The organism is Streptomyces novaecaesareae (assembly GCF_000716875.1).
Classification (GTDB): Bacteria; Actinomycetota; Actinomycetes; order Streptomycetales; family Streptomycetaceae; genus Kitasatospora; species Kitasatospora novaecaesareae.
This window is the reverse complement of record NZ_JNWQ01000018.1, coordinates 60497-77675: the sequence shown is the minus strand read 5'-3', so window position 1 is coordinate 77675 and position 17179 is coordinate 60497. Positions and strand designations below refer to the sequence as shown.

Annotated in this window: 14 protein-coding genes and 1 riboswitch; of the genes, 5 read left to right on the top strand and 9 right to left on the bottom strand. The window is 72.4% G+C overall.

The features are described 5' to 3' along the window. Positions 1 to 44: 44 nt before the first annotated feature. Positions 45 to 205: riboswitch (cobalamin riboswitch) on the bottom strand. Positions 206 to 412: 207 nt separating this feature from the next. From OP86_RS09260 to OP86_RS09250, 3 genes are all read left to right on the top strand, one after another. Beyond that, the gene (locus OP86_RS09260; protein WP_157849704.1) at positions 413 to 1096 is read left to right on the top strand and encodes a transcriptional regulator; all 684 of its coding nucleotides are present in this window, start codon (positions 413 to 415) and stop codon (positions 1094 to 1096) included. Positions 1097 to 1236: 140 nt separating this feature from the next. Continuing rightward, positions 1237 to 2349: an alpha/beta hydrolase gene (locus tag OP86_RS09255; RefSeq protein ID WP_030059976.1), complete on the top strand. Its 1113-nt coding sequence runs from the start codon at positions 1237 to 1239 to the stop codon at positions 2347 to 2349. A gap of 458 nt (positions 2350 to 2807) precedes the next feature. Then, positions 2808 to 4262, top strand: a complete 1455-nt coding sequence (locus tag OP86_RS09250) for a hypothetical protein (protein WP_234434957.1) — start codon at positions 2808 to 2810, stop codon at positions 4260 to 4262. 98 nt (positions 4263 to 4360) lie between these two features. Here OP86_RS09250 and OP86_RS09245 read toward each other — a convergent pair whose 3' ends face one another. From OP86_RS09245 to OP86_RS09205, 9 genes are all read right to left on the bottom strand, one after another. Continuing rightward, positions 4361 to 5239 (bottom strand): CDP-alcohol phosphatidyltransferase family protein, encoded by an 879-nt coding sequence (locus OP86_RS09245; RefSeq protein WP_030059975.1) that lies wholly within the window; start codon positions 5237 to 5239, stop codon positions 4361 to 4363. Further along, positions 5226 to 5918, bottom strand: a complete 693-nt coding sequence (locus OP86_RS09240) for a phosphatidylserine decarboxylase (protein WP_030059974.1) — start codon at positions 5916 to 5918, stop codon at positions 5226 to 5228. Before OP86_RS09240 ends, OP86_RS09245 begins: the two co-directional genes overlap by 14 nt. Positions 5919 to 6406: 488 nt before the next feature. After that, positions 6407 to 7609: an acyl-CoA dehydrogenase family protein gene (locus OP86_RS09235; RefSeq protein WP_030059973.1), complete on the bottom strand. Its 1203-nt coding sequence runs from the start codon at positions 7607 to 7609 to the stop codon at positions 6407 to 6409. A gap of 148 nt (positions 7610 to 7757) precedes the next feature. Then, entirely contained in the window at positions 7758 to 8261 is a 504-nt protein-coding gene (locus OP86_RS09230) for a MaoC family dehydratase (protein WP_030059972.1), read from the bottom strand. A gap of 3 nt (positions 8262 to 8264) precedes the next feature. Further along, entirely contained in the window at positions 8265 to 9227 is a 963-nt protein-coding gene (locus tag OP86_RS09225; protein WP_030059971.1) for an HpcH/HpaI aldolase/citrate lyase family protein, read from the bottom strand. Between the two features lie 43 nt (positions 9228 to 9270). Continuing rightward, entirely contained in the window at positions 9271 to 11319 is a 2049-nt protein-coding gene (locus OP86_RS09220; protein ID WP_030059970.1) for a protein meaA, read from the bottom strand. Further along, the gene (ccrA, locus tag OP86_RS09215; protein WP_030059969.1) at positions 11319 to 12656 is read right to left on the bottom strand and encodes a crotonyl-CoA carboxylase/reductase; all 1338 of its coding nucleotides are present in this window, start codon (positions 12654 to 12656) and stop codon (positions 11319 to 11321) included. The genes OP86_RS09220 and ccrA overlap by 1 nt, the downstream gene beginning before the upstream one ends. Positions 12657 to 13081: 425 nt before the next feature. Next, complete coding sequence (locus OP86_RS09210) at positions 13082 to 13999, bottom strand: TetR family transcriptional regulator (protein ID WP_030059968.1); 918 nt, start codon at positions 13997 to 13999, stop codon at positions 13082 to 13084. Between the two features lie 176 nt (positions 14000 to 14175). Further along, the gene (locus OP86_RS09205; protein WP_030257967.1) at positions 14176 to 15951 is read right to left on the bottom strand and encodes a 3-hydroxyacyl-CoA dehydrogenase family protein; all 1776 of its coding nucleotides are present in this window, start codon (positions 15949 to 15951) and stop codon (positions 14176 to 14178) included. 543 nt (positions 15952 to 16494) lie between these two features. Here OP86_RS09205 and OP86_RS09200 point away from each other — a divergent pair. Both OP86_RS09200 and OP86_RS09195 read left to right on the top strand, forming a co-directional pair. Beyond that, on the top strand, positions 16495 to 16863 hold the full coding sequence (locus OP86_RS09200) for a hypothetical protein (RefSeq protein ID WP_030059965.1): 369 nt from the start codon (positions 16495 to 16497) through the stop codon (positions 16861 to 16863). Continuing rightward, positions 16860 to 17144 (top strand): hypothetical protein, encoded by a 285-nt coding sequence (locus OP86_RS09195; protein WP_033331430.1) that lies wholly within the window; start codon positions 16860 to 16862, stop codon positions 17142 to 17144. Before OP86_RS09200 ends, OP86_RS09195 begins: the two co-directional genes overlap by 4 nt. Positions 17145 to 17179 lie beyond the last annotated feature (35 nt).

The window sequence follows — 17179 nt, the reverse complement described above, 5'->3', positions numbered from 1 at the left end:
CTCACTCAGGGTCCGCGCCCTGGATCGACGTAACGGGGGCCGAGAGTCTCCTGGCTTCCGGGTCGGACGCACCCCCGGGCCTTCCAGCGGCTTCTGACGGCCCGCCGTGATGGGCCCCTCCTGGCCGATGGCGGGCAAGGAGGGAACTCCGAGCGTGCTCCCCGGTGACAGTGGCGGGACCGCGCCGGACTCGCACCGGCTTCCTCTCCATGCCTCCGATTGGCCCCAGGATCCCATCACGCGGCCGAACCGGCAGTCAACCGAGGTCACGGAGGGGTTGGTCACACGCCGGGCGCGCGGGGCGGCGGCCGAGGAGCTGTGGGATCGCCCAGCGCAGCAGCGCCCCGGCAGTGGCCGCTTCGTGGCTTCGGTGCTGGGGCCGCACCGCGCTCGGCCCCTACCGTTCGGTGGCATGCGTCGCACAAAGTCCCCCGCCGCCCCACCCCCGGTGCCGTTCTCACCCGCGGCCGCCCGCGCCCACCGGGCCGGCCTCGGCCTGACCCCCGAACAGGTCGCCGAGGGCATGGCGGCCCACGGCGTCCGGCTGCTGCCCGCCCACATCCTGGCCTGGGAGAGCGGCGAGCTGTGCCCCAGCGAACCGGAGTTCATCGCCCTCGCCCGCGCCCTGTGGTGCCCGGCCGCCCACCTGATGGACACCCGCCCGGTTCGGCTGCGCGACCACCGGGTCGCCTGCGAACTCGGCCAGGCCGTCGTCGCCGAGCGCACCGGCACCACCCTCGCCGCTTACCAGCAGGCCGAACTGACCGGCCACTGGGACGGCGACGAGGACCAGACCCACGCCCTCGCCGACGTCCTCCACCTGAGCCTGCCCGACCTCGTCGAGGCCACCGGCCGCCGGGAGGCCCTCGACCACCTCCTCCGCCAGTGCGTCGCCGGCCGCTGGCAGCCCCACCTCCGCGCCCTCGCCCGCATCGTCCCGGCCCCCGACGACACCCTCGCCGCCGTCCTCACCACCCTCCACCAGGAACACCACGTCCCCACCCACTGGGGCACCACCGCCCGCGCCACCTCACCCCCCACCACCGACAGCCTCACCTCCCGGTTCTGGCACCACCTCGCCGCCGAGACCGTCTGACCCTCCGCCCCTCCGCCCCTCCGCCCCTCCGCCCGCTCCGGGTGACCCGGACGGCCCAGTCCGGTGGCCGGGCGGACGGGCCGCCGGTGAACTGGTGCACGAACGCCGTCCGGTCCGTGACCAACAGAGCGGGGAACGATATGCGCTGGGGAACCGCTGCCGTCGTGGCGGCCGCCGCCGTCGGGGCGGGGGCCGTGGTCCTGGTGGTCGGCCGCCGGGCCTCCGAGCGGATGGTCCGCCCGGTGACCACCGTCCAGGAGTCCGGCCCGGTCCTGGTCCGGAGCCTCGGCGTCGGCCGGATCACCTTCAGCCGCAGCCCCGAGAGCCTGCGCCCCGGCCGCTGGGCGGTCGAGTGGGGCGAGGACGGCCACGCGGTCGTCGAGGAGGTCCTGCACAGCGACGAGCAGGACGTCACCCGCCGGCTGGTCCGTGCCGACCAGGGCACCCTCGCCGCCGGTACCGAGGTCCGCTTCACCCCCCGCGTGCACCTCGGCGACCCGACCCGGGCGTTCGGCCTCGCCTACACCGAGACGGCCGCCGACGGCGAGCTGGGCGACCTGCCCGTCTGGTACCTCGACGGCAAGCGCGGCACCTGGGTGGTCCTCGTCCACGGCCCCGGGGCCGACCGCCGGCAGACCCTCCCGGTCCTCCCCGTCCTCGACCGCCTGGGACTGCCCGCCCTCTCCGTCACCTACCGCGGGGACGAGGGCGCCCCCGCCTCCCCGGACGGCTACAGCCACTTCGGCGAGACCGAGTGGCGCGACGTCGAGGCGGCGGTACGACTGGCGCTGGACCACGGCGCGGGCCGGGTGATCCTGTACGGCTGGTCCCTGGGCGCCACCATGGTCCTGCAGGCGGCGGCCCGCTCCGCCTGGGCGCACGCCATCAGCGGGCTGATCCTCGACTCGCCGGTCCTCGACCTCCCGGCCACCGCCCGCCGTGACGCCAAGCGGCTGGGCTTCCACGGCGCCGCCGCCGAGCTCGGCGCGCTGGCCGCCGAGGGCCGCACCGGCGTCGACCTCGCCGACTTCACCCGGATCGCCGAGGGCGGCGACCTGCGCGTCCCCACCCTCGTGCTGCACAGCCCGACCGACCGGGTCTCGCCCTTCAGCAGCGCCGAACGCCTCGCCGCGGCCCGCCCCGACGTGGTCAGCCTGCAGCCCTTCCCCGGCGCCGACCACGCCACCCTGTGGAACACCGCCCCCGACCGCTACACCGAACTCCTCCGCCGCTGGCTCACCCCTCTCCTCTAGAGCCCCTCTCTCCTCTCGCGCGTGTTTCAGCACCGGAAGTCGGCCCCGCCGACTTCCGGTACCGGAGGAATCCGGCCGACCGGTCCGCGATCCGTCCGGAATCGGGCTGGACAGTGACGTCGCGCGGCGGGGGCGCGGGCCGGATCCGGGCCGGCCGTTGGCACGCCAGGGGCACATTGTGGCCCCCGGCTCGAAACGCCCCCACCACGCTCCGTAACCGACCGAACGGGCCCAGCGACCGGTACGGTCCACCTGGCATGAGCAGGCCAAACGTTTCCGGCCAGGCGGTTTGCCTCTGTTGCCCGATCTTGCGGAGGTGCGGTCACCGGTCGCCCGGCCGTGCAGACAACCGGATGTGACAGAAGGCCCGTACAAGGGGAAGACTGCTCGACGTGACGTCTCGGAACCCGCGCGACCGTGATGCCCCGCTCCCGCCGACGATCGGTACCGGTGCGACGGTGACCCGTCTCCCCGGTACGGCCCACCGGCCCGCCGGTGGCAGGCCGGCCGGGGCGGGTGTCCCCCGTAACGGCGTACCCCGGCGGCGGGGGCCCGCGCCGGCGCCCGGGCGGGGCCGGGTTCCCGTACCCGAGGGCTTCCCCGCGCCCGCCGAGCTGGCGCCGCTGGCCCGCCGGATGCTGGTGGACGCCGTCCGGATCGCCCGCTGGGCCGGGGAGCTGGAGGAGGTCGACAAGCGCGGCGAGCTGCTCCCCGAGGACGCCCGTGCGGCGGGCCGGGCGCTGGCCATGACGGTCGGCGCCGCCGCCAAGGCGTGGGGGCAGGCGCTGCTGGTGGGCCTGGTGGAAGCCCGGGACGGCGGTGCCGGCCCCGGCTGGCGCCTGCACGCCTGGGAGCACGACGACGAGGCCGTGGTGCGCGGCTGGTCGGCGCTGTTCGACGCCTGGACGCTGCTCGCCCCGGTGCCGCCCGCCGCGCTGCGCGGGGTGTTCGCCGTGCTGGCAGGCCAGGCCGTGGACCAGGCTCCGCAGCTGCTCTCCTTCCTGCACCTGGTGGACGGCCCGGTGGCCGAGAGCGAGCTGCTGGAGCTGCTGCGCCGGGGCCTGGACGAGCGCCGGGTCGGCGGCGGGCCCGGCGGGCCGGGCCTGTCGCCCGTGCCGCACGCCGCCTCCGCGGTCTCGGCCGTCCGCGGCACCTGCCGGGAGCCGCAGATCGACACCCCGCCGGCGCCCTCGGACGTGGCCGCCGTGCTGGACTGGATGCTGGACGGCCTGGCGGCGGTCGGCGCGCTGACGCGCAGGAACGATGCCGCTGAGCTGTCGCCGCTCGGCCACTGGGCGGTGCGGGCCAAGCTGGAGGAGATCTGCACGGTCGCGCAGACCGCGGCCGGGCACATCGAGCAGAGCGCCTTCGAGCTGCTGAACGCCTGCGCGGACTACTCGCCGGGCCCGGCCCGCGCCGAGTACCGCGCCTGGGTCGCGGCGCGCCCCGCGGACCGGGCGGTGGCCGAGCTGCTGGACGCGGCGCAGGGCGACGACGCGCTGGTGCGCGGCCTGGCCTTCGAGGCGCTGCGGGTGGCCGGCGGGCCGGCCGAGCAGGCGGTGCGCGCGGCGGTGGACGAGCCGGTGCTGCGCCCGTACGCGCTGCTGTGGCTGGCGGAGCGCGCGGACGAGGGGGTCGCCCCGGCGGACGTGCTGGGCGCGGACGACGCGGCCTGGCTCTGGGTGGACACGGCCGCGGCGGTGCTCGACCACGGTGAGACGGAGCTGCTGGTGGGTCATGTCGAGGGCGCCTCGGCCGGCGATCCGGTCCGGCTGTTCGCCCGCGCGCGGCAGTCCGGGCACCCGAGAGCGGCCTCGGTGCTGACGGCTGTCTCGGGCGTGCACCCGGACCCGGGCGTGGCCCGGGCGGCCCGCCGCTCGGCCTTCAGTGTCCACAACGGCGGCGGCGCGTAAGCACAACAGCAGCACACAGCAGCGCAGATGACAGCAGGGCACACCAGAAGGGCCCGGAACCAGCAGGTTCCGGGCCCTTCTCCGTACGAACAGCAGCCTCAGCCGAGCCGCGACTCCGCCCGCCGGGCGCGGACGTCGCCGACCTTCTGCCCCACCTTGCGGCGGATGACCAGCAGCGGCGCCATCGCGGCGAGCGTGATCTGGGCGAACGCGCCGACGTGCATCAGCGCGTCGCCGCCGGGCAGGCCGGTGGCCCAGGCGGCCAGGCAGCCGATGGAGACCACGATCCAGCAGAGCGTGGCGGTGGCCAGCAGCCCCTGCGGCTTCGGGTACTCGATCCGGCTGACCATCAGGTACGCGGCGCCGAAGATGGCGAGCAGACCGGGCAGGAACGGCGGGTCGAGCAGCACGATCGCGATGACCGTCATCGCGCCCATCGGGCAGGGCATGCCCTGGAACACCCCCGGCCGCATCTTGACGGCCGAGAAGCGGGCCAGCCGCAGTACCACCGCGAGCAGCACGGTGATCGCGATGAGCGCCGAGAGCTTGCTGTTGGAACCCTGGGAGACCATGCCCCAGACCGCGACGAAGTAGGCCGGCGCGATGCCGAAGCTGATCAGGTCGGCCAGGTTGTCCAGTTCTGCTCCGAGGGCGGAGGAGCGCAGCTTGCGCGCCACCAGCCCGTCGAAGAGGTCGCACATCGAGCCGATCAGCAGCAGCGTGACCGCGGTGGCCGCGCTGTGCCGGTCCGGAGCGGCGTCCGGGTTGGTGATGTGCGGGACGAGGACCCCGGTGGTGATCGAGTAGATCGCCAGGAAGCCGCAGACGGCGTTCCCCAGGGTCAGGAAGTCGGCGGTGGACAGGTGCTGCGGAGAGCGCGGGGCGCGCAGCTCGCGGTCGCGCGCCCAGCGGCGGCGGCGCAGGGCCGTCTCCTCGTCGTCCAGGCCGACGATTGTCTCAGGATCAGTCACGGTCAAGGCGCGTCACCCCGGCTGTGGTCTTCTGGCCGACCTCGACGCCGACCTCGACGCCGGCCGGCAGGTAGGTGTCGACCCGGGACCCGAACCGGATCAGACCGATCCGCTCGCCCTGCTCGACCTTGGTTCCGGCGGCGACGTACGGCACGATGCGACGGGCCACGGCCCCCGCGATCTGGACCATCTCGATGTCGCCGAGCTCGGTGTCGAAGTGCCAGACGACCCGCTCGTTCTGGTCGCTGTCCTTGTTGAACGCCGGGACGAAGCCGCCCGCGACGTGCTCGACGGACGTCACCGTGCCCGGCAGGGGCGCGCGGTTGACGTGGACGTTGAGCGGGCTCATGAAGATCGCGACCCGGGTGCGGCCGTCCGGCCAGGCGTCGATGCTCTGCACCACGCCGTCGGCGGGGGAGATCACTCTGCCGGTGCCGATCTCACGCTCGGGGTCGCGGAAGAACCACAGCATGCCCGCGCTGAGCGCACAGGCGGGTACCGCCGCCAGAGCCCACTTGCCGCTGCGCCGGGTGAGGGCGGTGCTCACGGCGGCCGTGGCGAGGGTGGGGACGAACCAGGGGGTGGCTCCGCGCGCGATGGTCACGCGGGGTCGCCGACCGGCCGTCGGGGCTGCGAGGGCATCGCGGTCCGTGACGGAGGTGCGAGGGGACGGGCTGATGGGCATCGAAGACCTTTGTCGCGGGGGATCATGGCCGCTGGACGGGGGCCACCGCGGAATCGGTAATAGAGGGACGGCTTGCTGTCCCGGTGGATGCTATCGGGAGCACACGGTGGGTGGGCAACCCGCCTGCTCGTTCACGTGTCCGGTGGGAGCGCGTGTGCGCGTCCCACCTCTACGACCGTAGCTCGACCCGGTCCGGTTCCCAAGGGACCCGACACGGCTGGTGAGACTTGTCTCAACAGGCACGCGGACGGAACCCGGTGGGGGAAACGGCCGTAGGCGCCGGGAGCAGGTGTGCGGAAGCGGCCGCAGGGCGCGTCGTCGCAGCTGTACGCCCTGCGGCCGCTTCCGGAGGGCCGTGCCGGGCCCAGGCGGACCAGGCCGGGCCCGTGACGGGGCACGGCCCTGCGCCGGGACGGGCCCGCACGCCCGTCGACCGGCGGTTCGAGGGGCCGCCCGGCGACGTGGTCCGTCGGCGGGCGGCCCGGGGATCACTCGGCGATCCGGTACTCCTCCAGGAGCCGGCGCCCGACGATCATCTTCTGGATCTCCGCAGTACCTTCACCGATGAGCAGCATCGGGGCCTCGCGGTAGAGGCGCTCGATCTCGTACTCCTTGGAGAAGCCGTAGCCGCCGTGGATGCGGAAGGCGTCCTCGACGACCTCCTTGCAGTACTCGGAGGCGAGGTACTTGGCCATGCCGGCTTCGAGGTCGTTGCGCTCGCCGCTGTCCTTCTTGCGGGCGGCCATGACCATCATCTGGTGGGCGGCCTCGACCTTGGTGGCCATCTCGGCGAGCTTGAACTGGATGGCCTGGTGCTCGGCGATCTTCTTGCCGAAGGTGGAGCGCTGCTGGGCGTAGGAGATGCCCAGCTCGAAGGCGCGGCGGGCGACGCCGCAGCCGCGGGCGGCGACGTTGACGCGGCCGACCTCGACGCCGTCCATCATCTGGTAGAAGCCGCGGCCCGGGACGCCGCCGAGGATCCGGTCGGCCGGGATCCGGACGTCCTGCAGGACCAGCTCGGTGGTGTCGACGCCCTTGTAGCCCATCTTCTCGATCTTGCCGGGCACGGTCAGGCCGGGAACCTTGGGGTTCGGGCCGAAACCGGCCTCCTTCTCGATCAGGAAGGTGGTCATGTTCTTGTACGGGGTGTTGCCGCCCTCGTCGGTCTTGCAGAGGACCGCGACCAGGGTGGAGGTGCCGCCGTTGGTGAGCCACATCTTCTGGCCGTTGAGGACGTAGAACTCGCCGTCCTTGACGCCCTTGGTGGAAATGGCCGAAACGTCGGAGCCGAGGCCGGGCTCGGACATCGAGAAGGCGCCGCGGATCTCGCCGGCGGCCATCTTCGGCAGGAAGTAGTCCTTCTGTTCCTGGGTGCCGTGGGCGTTGATCATGTGCGCCACGATGAAGTGGGTGTTGACGATGCCGGAGACCGACATCCAGCCGCGGGCGATCTCCTCGACCACCAGGGCGTAGGTGAGCAGGGACTCGCCGAGGCCGCCGAACTCCTCGGGGATGGTGAGGCCGAAGAGGCCGAGCTGCTTCATGCCCTCGACGATGGCGGTCGGGTACTCGTCCTTGTGCTCCAGCTCGGTCGCGACCGGAATGATCTCCTTGTCGACGAAATCCCGCACGGTGGCGAGGATGTCCCGCTGGATCTCGGTGAGGCCGTCGGTCTGTGCGAGGCGTCCCATCGTGCGGCTCCGGAAAGGTCTAAGGGGGCGGGGGGGGGATTGCGGGGGCCCTGCCGGCGTGGCTGCGGCAGCAGGGCCCCCTTCCGGGTGGGGATCGGCCGATGACGGCGGCCTGCCCCTCCGGGGTCTCCGGGTTGAAGGGGAGAGGTCAGGAGAGCGGGGTCGGGCGGCCGGGCTGCTCGCCGCCGCGCTCCTTGATGTACGTCTCGGTCGGCACCATCACCTTGCGGCGGAAGATGCAGACGACCGTGCCGTCCTGCTTGTACCCCTTGGTCTCGACGTAGACGATGCCGCGGTCGTCCTTGGACTTGGACGGCCACTTGTCGAGGACGGTGGTCTCGCCGTAGATGGTGTCGCCGTGGAAGGTCGGCGCGATGTGGCGCAGCGACTCGATCTCCAGGTTGGCGATCGCCTTGCCGGAGACGTCCGGGACGGACATGCCGAGCAGCAGCGAGTAGATGTAGTTGCCCACCACGACGTTCTTGCCGAAGTCCGTCGTCTTCTCCGCATAGTTGGTGTCCATGTGGAGCGGGTGGTGGTTCATGGTGAGGAGGCAGAACAGGTGGTCGTCGTACTCGGTGACCGTCTTGCCGGGCCAGTGCTTGTAGACCGCGCCGACCTCGAACTCCTCGTAGGTGCGTCCGAACTGCATGGCTCAGCTCTCCGGGATCTCGAACTTGGTGGTGCGCTCCATGCCGGCGGCCCGGCCCTTGCCGGCGATGACCAGGGCCATCTTGCGGCTGGCCTCGTCGATCATCTCGTCGCCGAGCATCGCGGAGCCCTTGGCGCCGCCCGCCTCGGAGGTGCAGTAGTCGTAGGCGTCGAGGATCAGCTCGGCGTGGTCGTAGTCCTCCTGCGAGGGCGAGAAGATCTCGTTCGCGGCGGCGACCTGGTCCGGGTGCAGCACCCACTTGCCGTCGAAGCCGAGGGCGGCGGAGCGGCCGGCCACCTCGCGGTAGCCCTCGGCGTTGCGGATCTGCAGGTAGGGGCCGTCGATCGCCTGCAGGTCGTTGGCGCGGGCGGCCATCAGGATGCGCATCAGGATGTAGTGGTAGGCGTCGGCGCCGTAGCCGGGCGGCTGCTCGCCGACGACCAGGGACTTCATGTTGATGGAGGCCATGAAGTCGGCGGGGCCGAAGATGATGGTCTCCAGCCGGGGCGAGGCCTCGGCGATGGCGTCGACGTTGATCAGGCCCTTGGCGTTCTCGATCTGCGCCTCGATGCCGATCTTCCCGACCTCGAAGCCCATGGTCTTCTCGATCTGGGTGAGCAGGAGGTCGAGCGCCTTGACCTGCTCGGCGTCCTGGACCTTGGGCAGCATGATGCAGTCGAGGTTGGGGCCGGCGCCCTCGACCACGGTGATCACGTCGCGGTAGGTCCAGTGGGTGGTCCAGTCGTTGACCCGGACGACCTTGGTCTTGCTGCCCCAGTCGCCGTTGTTCAGCGCGTCGACGATGTTGTGGCGGGCGCTCTCCTTGACGAGGGGGGCGCAGGCGTCCTCCAGGTCGAGGAAGACCTGGTCGGCCGGGAGGCCCTGGGCCTTCTCCAGGAAGCGCGGGTTGCTGCCCGGTACGGCGAGGCAGGAGCGGCGCGGGCGCAGACGGTTCACATTGCTCATGAGGGTGGTTCGGTTCCTTCCCAGTGGTCAGCTGGTCAGCTGGTCAGTTCGTGGCCGCGGTCGGTGCGGGCGTCCACGGCTGGAGCTTGTTGGCCAGCCGGATCTCGTCCACGATCCGGCCGATGATGGTGGTGATGCCGAAGTCCTTCGGGGTGAACACGGCGGCGACGCCGGCGGCCTTGAGGGCCTCGCCGTCCGCTGCCGGGATGATGCCACCCACGATCACCGGGACATCCTGCACCCCGGCGCGGTCCAGGCGCTTGAGGACGTCGGGCACCAGCTCGCAGTGCGCGCCGGAGAGGATGGACAGGCCCACGCAGTGCACGTCCTCCGCGACGGCGGCGGAGACGATCTGCTCCGGGGTCAGCCGGATGCCCTGGTAGACCACCTCGAACCCGGCGTCCCGGGCACGGACGGCGATCTGCTCGGCGCCGTTGGAGTGCCCGTCCAGGCCGGGCTTGCCGACCAGCAGGCGCAGCTTGCCGGCGCCCAGCTCCTCGGCGGTCGCGGCGACCGCGGCGCGGACCTGCTCCAGCTCGCCGCCCGGCTCGGCGGCCACGGCGACGGGCGCGCCGCCGACGCCGGTGGGGGCGCGGTACTCGCCGAAGACCTCGCGCAGGGCGAAGGACCACTCGCCGGTGGTGACGCCGGCGCGGGCGCAGGCGAGCGTGGCCGGCATCAGGTTGGCCTCGGTGGCGGCGACGGCCTTGAGCTCGGCCAGCGCCTCCTGGGCGGCGGCCTCGTCGCGCTGTCCGCGCCAGGCCTCCAGGGCGGCGAGCACGGACTGCTCGGAGGCCGGGTCGACCACCATGATCGCGGTGTCGAGGTCGGCGGTGAGCGGGCTCGGCTCGGTGGTGTCGAAGCAGTTGACCCCGACGATCTTGTCCTCGCCGGACTCGATCCGGGCCCGGCGGGCGGCGTGCGAGGAGACCAGGTTGGACTTCAGGTAGCCGGACTCGACGGCCGGAATGATGCCACGATTGCCAGCGTTGGCGCCCATCTCCAGCACCTTGGCGATCTCCGCCTCCGCGCCGGCCAGCAGCGCGGCGGTCTTGGCCTCGATCACCTCGGAGCCGTTGAAGATGTCGCCGTACTCCAGCAGGTCCGACTCGTACGCCAGCACCTGCTGGATCCGCAGCGACCACTGCTGGTCCCACGGCCGCGGCAGGCCGAGCGCCTCGTTCCAGGCGGGCAGCTGGACGGCCCGGGCGCGGGCGTCCTTGGAGAGGGTGACGGCCAGCATCTCCAGGACGATCCGCTGGACGTTGTTCTCCGGCTGGGCCTCGGTCAGGCCGAGGGAGTTGACCTGGACGCCGTAGCGGAAGCGGCGCTGCTTCGGGTCGGTGACGCCGTAGCGCTCCAGGGTGACCTTCTCCCACAGCCGGGCGAAGGCGCGCATCTTGCACATCTCCTCGACGAAGCGCACGCCGGCGTTCACGAAGAAGGAGATCCGGGCGACGACGTCACCCATCCGCTCGGCCGGCACCTGCCCGGAGTCGCGGACGGCGTCGAGCACCGAGATGGCGGTGCACATCGCGTACGCGATCTCCTGGACGGGCGTGGCCCCGGCCTCCTGCAGGTGGTAGCTGCAGATGTTGATTGGGTTCCACTTGGGGATGTTGCCGACCGTGTAGGCGATCATGTCGGTGATCAGCCGCACCGACGGGCCGGGCGGGAAGACGTGCGTCCCGCGCGACAGGTACTCCTTGACGATGTCGTTCTGGGTGGTGCCGGTGAGCTTGGCGATGTCGGCGCCCTGCTCCTCGGCGACCACCTGGTAGAGCGCCAGCAGCCACATCGCGGTGGCGTTGATCGTCATGGAGGTGTTGGTCTGTTCGAGCGGGATGCCGTCGAACAGGGCGCGCATGTCGCCGACGTGGCCGACCGGGACGCCGACCCGGCCCACCTCGCCGCGGGCGAGGATGTGGTCGGAGTCGTAACCGGTCTGGGTCGGCAGGTCGAAGGCGACGGACAGGCCGGTCTGGCCCTTCGCCAGGTTCCGCCGGTAGAGCGCGTTGGAGTCGCTCGCGGTGGAGTGGCCGGCGTAGGTGCGCATCAGCCAGGGGCGGTCGCGCTTCTGAGGGTCGGTCATCACACGTTCCGGAAGCGGTTGATGGCGTCGATGTGCTGGGCGCGGAACTCGGCGTCGCGCACGCCCAGGCCCTCCTCGGGGGCCAGGCAGAGCACGCCGACCTTGCCCTGGTGCTTGTTGTGGTGCACGTCGAGGGCGGCCTGGCCGGTCTCCTCCAGGGAGTAGACCTTGGACAGGGTCGGGTGGATCTTGCCCTTGGCGATCAGGCGGTTGGCCTCGAACGCCTCGCGGTAGTTGGCGAAGTGCGAGCCGACGATCCGCTTGAGCGACATCCACAGGTACCGGTTGTCGTACTGGTGCATGTAGCCGGAGGTGGAGGCGCAGGTGACGATGGTGCCGCCCTTGCGGGTGACGTACACCGAGGCGCCGAAGGTCTCGCGGCCCGGGTGCTCGAAGACGATGTCCACGTCCTCGCCGCCGGTGAACTCGCGGATCTTCGAGCCGAGGCGCTTCCACTCGCGCGGGTCCTGGTTGTGCTCGTCCTTCCAGAACCTGTAGCCCTCGGCGGAGCGGTCGATGATCGCCTCGGCGCCCATGGCGCGGCAGATCTCGGCCTTCTGGTCGTTGGAGACCACGCAGATCGGGGTGGCGCCGCCGGCCAGCGCGTACTGGGTGGCGTACGAGCCGAGGCCGCCGCTGGCGCCCCAGATCAGCACGTTGTCGCCTTGCTTCATGCCGGCGCCGTTGCGCGAGACCAGCTGGCGGTACGCGGTGGAGTTGACCAGGCCGGGGGAGGCGGCCTCCTCCCAGGTGAGGTGCTTCGGCTTGGGCAGCAGCTGGTTGGTCTTCACCAGGGCGATCTGGGCCAGGCCGCCGAAGTTGGTCTCGAAGCCCCAGATGCGCTGCTCCGGGTCCATCATCGTGTCGTTGTGTCCGTCCGCGGACTCCAGCTCGACCGAGAGGCAGTGCGCGACGACCTCGTCGCCCGGCTTCCAGGCGTTGACGCCGGCGCCGGTGCGCAGCACCACGCCCGCCAGGTCGGAGCCGACCACGTGGTACGGCAGGTCGTGGCGCTTGGTGAGCGGCGACAGCCGGCCGTAGCGCTCCAGGAAGCCGAAGGTGGAGACCGGCTCGAAGATCGAGCTCCAGACGGTGTTGTAGTTCACCGCACTGGCCATGACGGCGACCAGGGCCTCGCCGGGGCCCAGCTCGGGCAGGGCGACCTCGTCGAGGTGAAGGGACTTGCGGGGGTCCTTGTCGCGGCTGTCGAGGCCCGCGAACATCTGCTCCTCGTCCTTGTGGAGCGTGACCGCCCGGTAGGACTCGGGGAGCTTGATCGCTGCGAAGTCGGCCGACGTGCTGTCGGTGCTGAGGATCGCGTCGAGGATTTCCTGCATGGCTGCCTCCGAAGGCGTACCTGTGCGAGGGTCACAGGGCGTCTGGGGGAGCCGGGAGCGGACACCGGCTTCGCTGAGGTGGGTGGTGGGCGGGTCAGGTCGGGTGCCCGGCGTGGACCGGGCCGTGCTGGCTGCTCGTGACGGGCTCTGCTCGTGACGGGCGCTGCCCGCTGGCTCTGTTCCCGGGGTGTGGGAACGCCGGACGACGGCGCGCCGAGGTGGGGAGCCGCGGCGCCGCGACTGGTGAGTAACAAGGTAGTGGCACCCTGTGCCACTCGTAAAGACACCGGGTGCCAGGAATTCCGGCGGTCCGAAACGGGCCGAAACGGCGCTCGACGCGCGTTGCGCGAGCATGCGAAAGGCCCGCGCCGAAGAATCGGCGCGGGCCTTTGATGCTGCTCTGACCTGCGTAAATGCTGAGCCTGTTACCCCCTGGCGCTGCTCAGTGCGGCCCGGATGCTGTCCACCACGACCTCCAGCGGGGCGTCCGTCCGGGCGACTGTGATGAGCACCTCACCTCCGGGGCTGGCACTCAGTGCGCTCTCGGCCAGGACGTCCCCTGGTGTCCCACTGGCACCGGGTGCCACCAGAGATCCCCGGCGTCTGGCACCGGGCGCGCTGGAGGCCCAGAAGGTCCGCCGGATCACCTCGAACGAGTGGTCCAGCTGCGCCTCCACGTCCCCGCGGCCGCCGGCTCGCAGCCAGCGCCGCAGCACGTGGTTGTGCGCCGCGACGACCGCCGCCGCCGAGACCTCGGCCAGCATCGAGTCGTCCTCGCCGCCGCGCTGCCAGCCGGACGGGATGGACTCCCCGGTGTCGAAGCGGCCCAGCAGGTAGCGGGTGAACAGCCGCTCGTAGCGGGCCACCACGGCGATCTCCCGCTCGCGCAGCGCCGGGACCTGACGGATCAGCTGGTACCGCGCGACCGACACCCCCGGCGTGGAGGCGTACATCCGCAGCACCTCCTTGATGCCGCGGCAGACCACGTCCAGCGGGTGCTCCTCCGGCTCGGCGCTGGCCAGCAGGTCCGCCACCCGGACGAGGGTGTCGTCGTGGTCCGGGAAGATCGCCTCCTCCTTCGACCGGAAGTACCGGAAGAAGGTGCGCCGGGCCACCCCGGCGGCGGCCGCGATCTGGTCGACCGTGGTCTCCTCGTAGCCCTGCGAGGCGAACAGCTCCATCGCGGCCGTGGCCAGGTCCTGGCGCATCTGCTGGCGCTGCGCCGCCGCCCGGCGGCTGCCCGGCCCGCCCTCCGGTCCGGTGCCCCCGGTCGAGGGGGCCGTCCGGTCGGCGCCGTGCGAACCGGCGGGGTGCTGCGGGGAGGCTGACTGAACCCGATCCATGTCCGGAACGCTACACGGCCCCGGGGGCACGGCCACGGCCCTTCCCCGGCGCACCGACGCGACCGGGCCGGTCACCGCCGGCCGCGGCCAGCGGGAGGACACCGTCCCGGGGCTCCAGCCGGGGCGTGCGGAGGGTGCACCCCCGTGCGCCGCGTCGCCCCCGGGCTGGGGCGTGGTCACCGGCGCGCGTGGTCGCGGAAGCCGCGGCCGGTCTTGCGGCCCAGGCAGCCCGCCGCGACCAGGTGCTCCAGCAGCGGCGCGGCGGCCAGGCCGGGCTCGCGGAACTCCTGGTGCAGCACCTGCTCGATGGTCAGCGAGACGTCCAGGCCGACCACGTCCAGCAGCTCGAAGGGGCCCATCGGGTAGCCGCAGCCGAGCTTCATCGCGGTGTCGATGTCGTCGACCGTCGCGTAGTGCTCCTGCAGCATCCGCACCGCGTCGTTCAGGTAGGGGAAGAGCAGTGCGTTGACGATGAAGCCGGCCCGGTCGCCGCACTCCACCGGGTGCTTGCGGACCTTGGCGGTCAGCTCCAGCACCGTCGCGGTGACGTCCGGCGCGGTCAGCACGGTGGAGACCACCTCGACCAGCTTCATGGCCGGCGCCGGGTTGAAGAAGTGCATGCCGATCACGTCCTGCGGCCGCGAGGTGGCGGTCGCGCAGCTGATCACCGGCAGCGAGGAGGTGGTGGTGGCGAGCACTGCGCCCGGCTTGACGATCTTGTCCAGGGTGGCGAACAGCTCCCGCTTGACCGCCAGGTCCTCGGCGACCGCCTCGACCACCAGGTCGACCCCGGCCAGCTCGGCGTACTGGCCGACCGGGGTCACCAGCGCCAGCGCGGCGTCCCGCTGCTCGGCTGCCATCCGGCCCCTGGAGACCGAACGCTCCAGGGACTTGGCCAGCTGCGCCTTGGCCCGGTCGGCCTTCTCCTGGCTGCGGGCGGCCAGCAGCACCGGGTGCCCGGCCTTGGCGAACACCTCGGCGATGCCGGTGGCCATGGTGCCCGAGCCGCAGACACCGACGGTGCGGACCTCGCGGCCCGGCACCTTCGGCAGGGCCGGCCCGGTGGCCGCGTCCACGGCCCTGGAGGAGCCCGGCGCCTCGTAGGCGTAGAAGCCGCGGCCGGTCTTGCGGCCCAGCAGCCCGGCCGCGACCAGCTGGCCGAGGATCGGGGCGGGGGCGTGCAGGCGGTCCCGGGACTGCTCGTACATCGCCTCCAGGACGGTGCGGGCGGTGTCGATGCCGATCAGGTCGAGCAGCGCCAGCGGGCCCATCGGCAGGCCGCAGCCGAGCCGCATCGCCGCGTCGATGTCCTCCCGCGAGGCGTACTTGGACTCGTACATCGCCGCGGCCTGGTTCAGGTAGGCGAACAGCAGGCCGTTCACCACGAAGCCGGCCCGGTCGCCGGCTGCCACCGGCTCCTTGCCGAGGTCCCGGGCGAAGGCCGCGGCGTCCTCGGCGGTCTGCGCGGAGGTCAGCACGGTGCGGACCACCTCGACCAGCTTCATGGTGTGCACCGGGTTGAAGAAGTGCAGGCCCAGCACGCGCTCCGGACGGGCGGTCGCGGCGGCGATCCGGGTCACCGAGAGCGCGGTGGTGCCGGTGGCCAGCACGGTGCTCTCCGGGCAGATCCGGTCCAGCTCGGCGAAGACCTCCCGCTTCAGCTCCAGTTGCTCGGGCACCTCCTCGATCACCAGGTCCGCCGCGGCGGCGGCCGTCAGCTCGTGGCCGACCGAGATCAGCGCGAGCAGCGCGGTGCGCTCCTCGGCGGTGATCCGCTCCCGGTCGACCGCGTGCGCGGTGGCCTCCTCGATCCGGGCCAGCGCCCGGGCGGCCGAGTCCTCGGTGGCCTCGATGCCGATCACCCGGCGGCCGCTCTTGGCGACCGCCACCGCGACACCGGCACCCATCGTGCCGAGGCCGACCACGGCCACCGTGGGGAAGGGACGCTCCATGGTCCTGACTCCTAGTCATGAGAGCCCGCGCGTGCTCCGGCGGGCAGGCCGCCGCGCCCGTACGACGGGGGCGGCCGCCGCCGGAGGAGGGTCCACGCGCGGGGGCTGGGGAGATGACGGGTTCCGGCGCACCGGGCAGCGGCCGGTCCGCTCCGGCCGAACTGCGGGTGTGCCGTGGTACTCAGGCGCTCGAAGGTGAAGGAAGCGGCTCTGATACGAGGAAGAGAACCCGGCCCGCCGCGGTTCGCGGCACCGGCCGGTGAAGACGCACCGCGCGAGCGCCGCAGACACGGCGACCGCGAGCCCCGTCGGTGCGGCTCCCGAAGCCCGACGGTGGTGCGTGCGGCCACTGTAGCGAAGCTACTCGCCGGTAGGAAGGGGGCTGCGGGCGGAAAACCGTTCGGGGGGGCGGGGCGGGCGTTCGCTGGGGTGATCGGCGCGGGGGCGGCTCCGTGGCGTGCTTCCTTCTCACTCATCTCCGCAATGAACCCGAGTGCGCCCACTCTCCGCCCCCGCTTCGTCGTACCTGCCGGGGGAAGAGCTGTGAAGAAGCCGAGCGCCGTGGAGCCCGAGACCGGGCTGGACGCCTACCTGCTGCGCCGTCACGGGATGGTTCGGGTCGCACCCGGCGCCGCACCCGAGGAACCGCTGCCGTGGTCGGCCCAGGAGCTCGGGGCACTGGAAGCCGACCTGGCGCAGCGCGGCTACGTACTGACCCGCGACCTGCGCGCCGCCCTCGGCCGGCTGCGCCCGCTGGACCTGTCCGCGGCCGGCACCCGACTGCTGTGGCGGATCGACGCGCTGCTCGGCGCCAACCGCAGCCACCAGCCGCTGTTCCGCAGCTTCCCCGAGGGCGTCCCCTCCGCCAGCGGCTGGACCTCGCCGGGGACGCCAGGATCTGTGTGCCGATGATCGTCGACCTCCAGGCCCGCACCCACACCGAGCGGCTGCGCGGGCGCCACGTGAGCGACCGGCGCACCGAGCAGCGGCCGGACGACACCGCCCGGCTGATCGCCGAACGCCTCACCGGCGCCAAGGCGTTCGCGGCGCTGGTGCACGCCGACGTGCCCGCCCCGGCCGGCGCGCACGGCACGTTCTGCCGGCTCTACCCGGGCCCGACGGACGCCGCCCCGGACGCCCTGGAGCGGATCACCGCGGGGGAGTTGACGGCCCGGTTCGCCCCGAACGAGTGAACGGACGGACGGTCGTCCGTCCGGACCACCCGATA

Coding starts and splice junctions, on each gene's coding strand:
- OP86_RS09220 (WP_030059970.1), bottom strand. CDS start 11,319: ATGACCGACCCTCAGAAGCGCGACCGCCCCTGGCTGATGCGCACCTAC.
- OP86_RS09225 (WP_030059971.1), bottom strand. CDS start 9,227: ATGAGCAATGTGAACCGTCTGCGCCCGCGCCGCTCCTGCCTCGCCGTA.
- OP86_RS09255 (WP_030059976.1), top strand. CDS start 1,237: ATGCGCTGGGGAACCGCTGCCGTCGTGGCGGCCGCCGCCGTCGGGGCG.
- OP86_RS09235 (WP_030059973.1), bottom strand. CDS start 7,609: ATGGGACGCCTCGCACAGACCGACGGCCTCACCGAGATCCAGCGGGAC.
- OP86_RS09195 (WP_033331430.1), top strand. CDS start 16,860: ATGATCGTCGACCTCCAGGCCCGCACCCACACCGAGCGGCTGCGCGGG.
- OP86_RS09260 (WP_157849704.1), top strand. CDS start 413: ATGCGTCGCACAAAGTCCCCCGCCGCCCCACCCCCGGTGCCGTTCTCA.
- OP86_RS09230 (WP_030059972.1), bottom strand. CDS start 8,261: ATGCAGTTCGGACGCACCTACGAGGAGTTCGAGGTCGGCGCGGTCTAC.
- OP86_RS09205 (WP_030257967.1), bottom strand. CDS start 15,951: ATGGAGCGTCCCTTCCCCACGGTGGCCGTGGTCGGCCTCGGCACGATG.
- ccrA (WP_030059969.1), bottom strand. CDS start 12,656: ATGCAGGAAATCCTCGACGCGATCCTCAGCACCGACAGCACGTCGGCC.
- OP86_RS09210 (WP_030059968.1), bottom strand. CDS start 13,999: ATGGATCGGGTTCAGTCAGCCTCCCCGCAGCACCCCGCCGGTTCGCAC.
- OP86_RS09240 (WP_030059974.1), bottom strand. CDS start 5,918: ATGCCCATCAGCCCGTCCCCTCGCACCTCCGTCACGGACCGCGATGCC.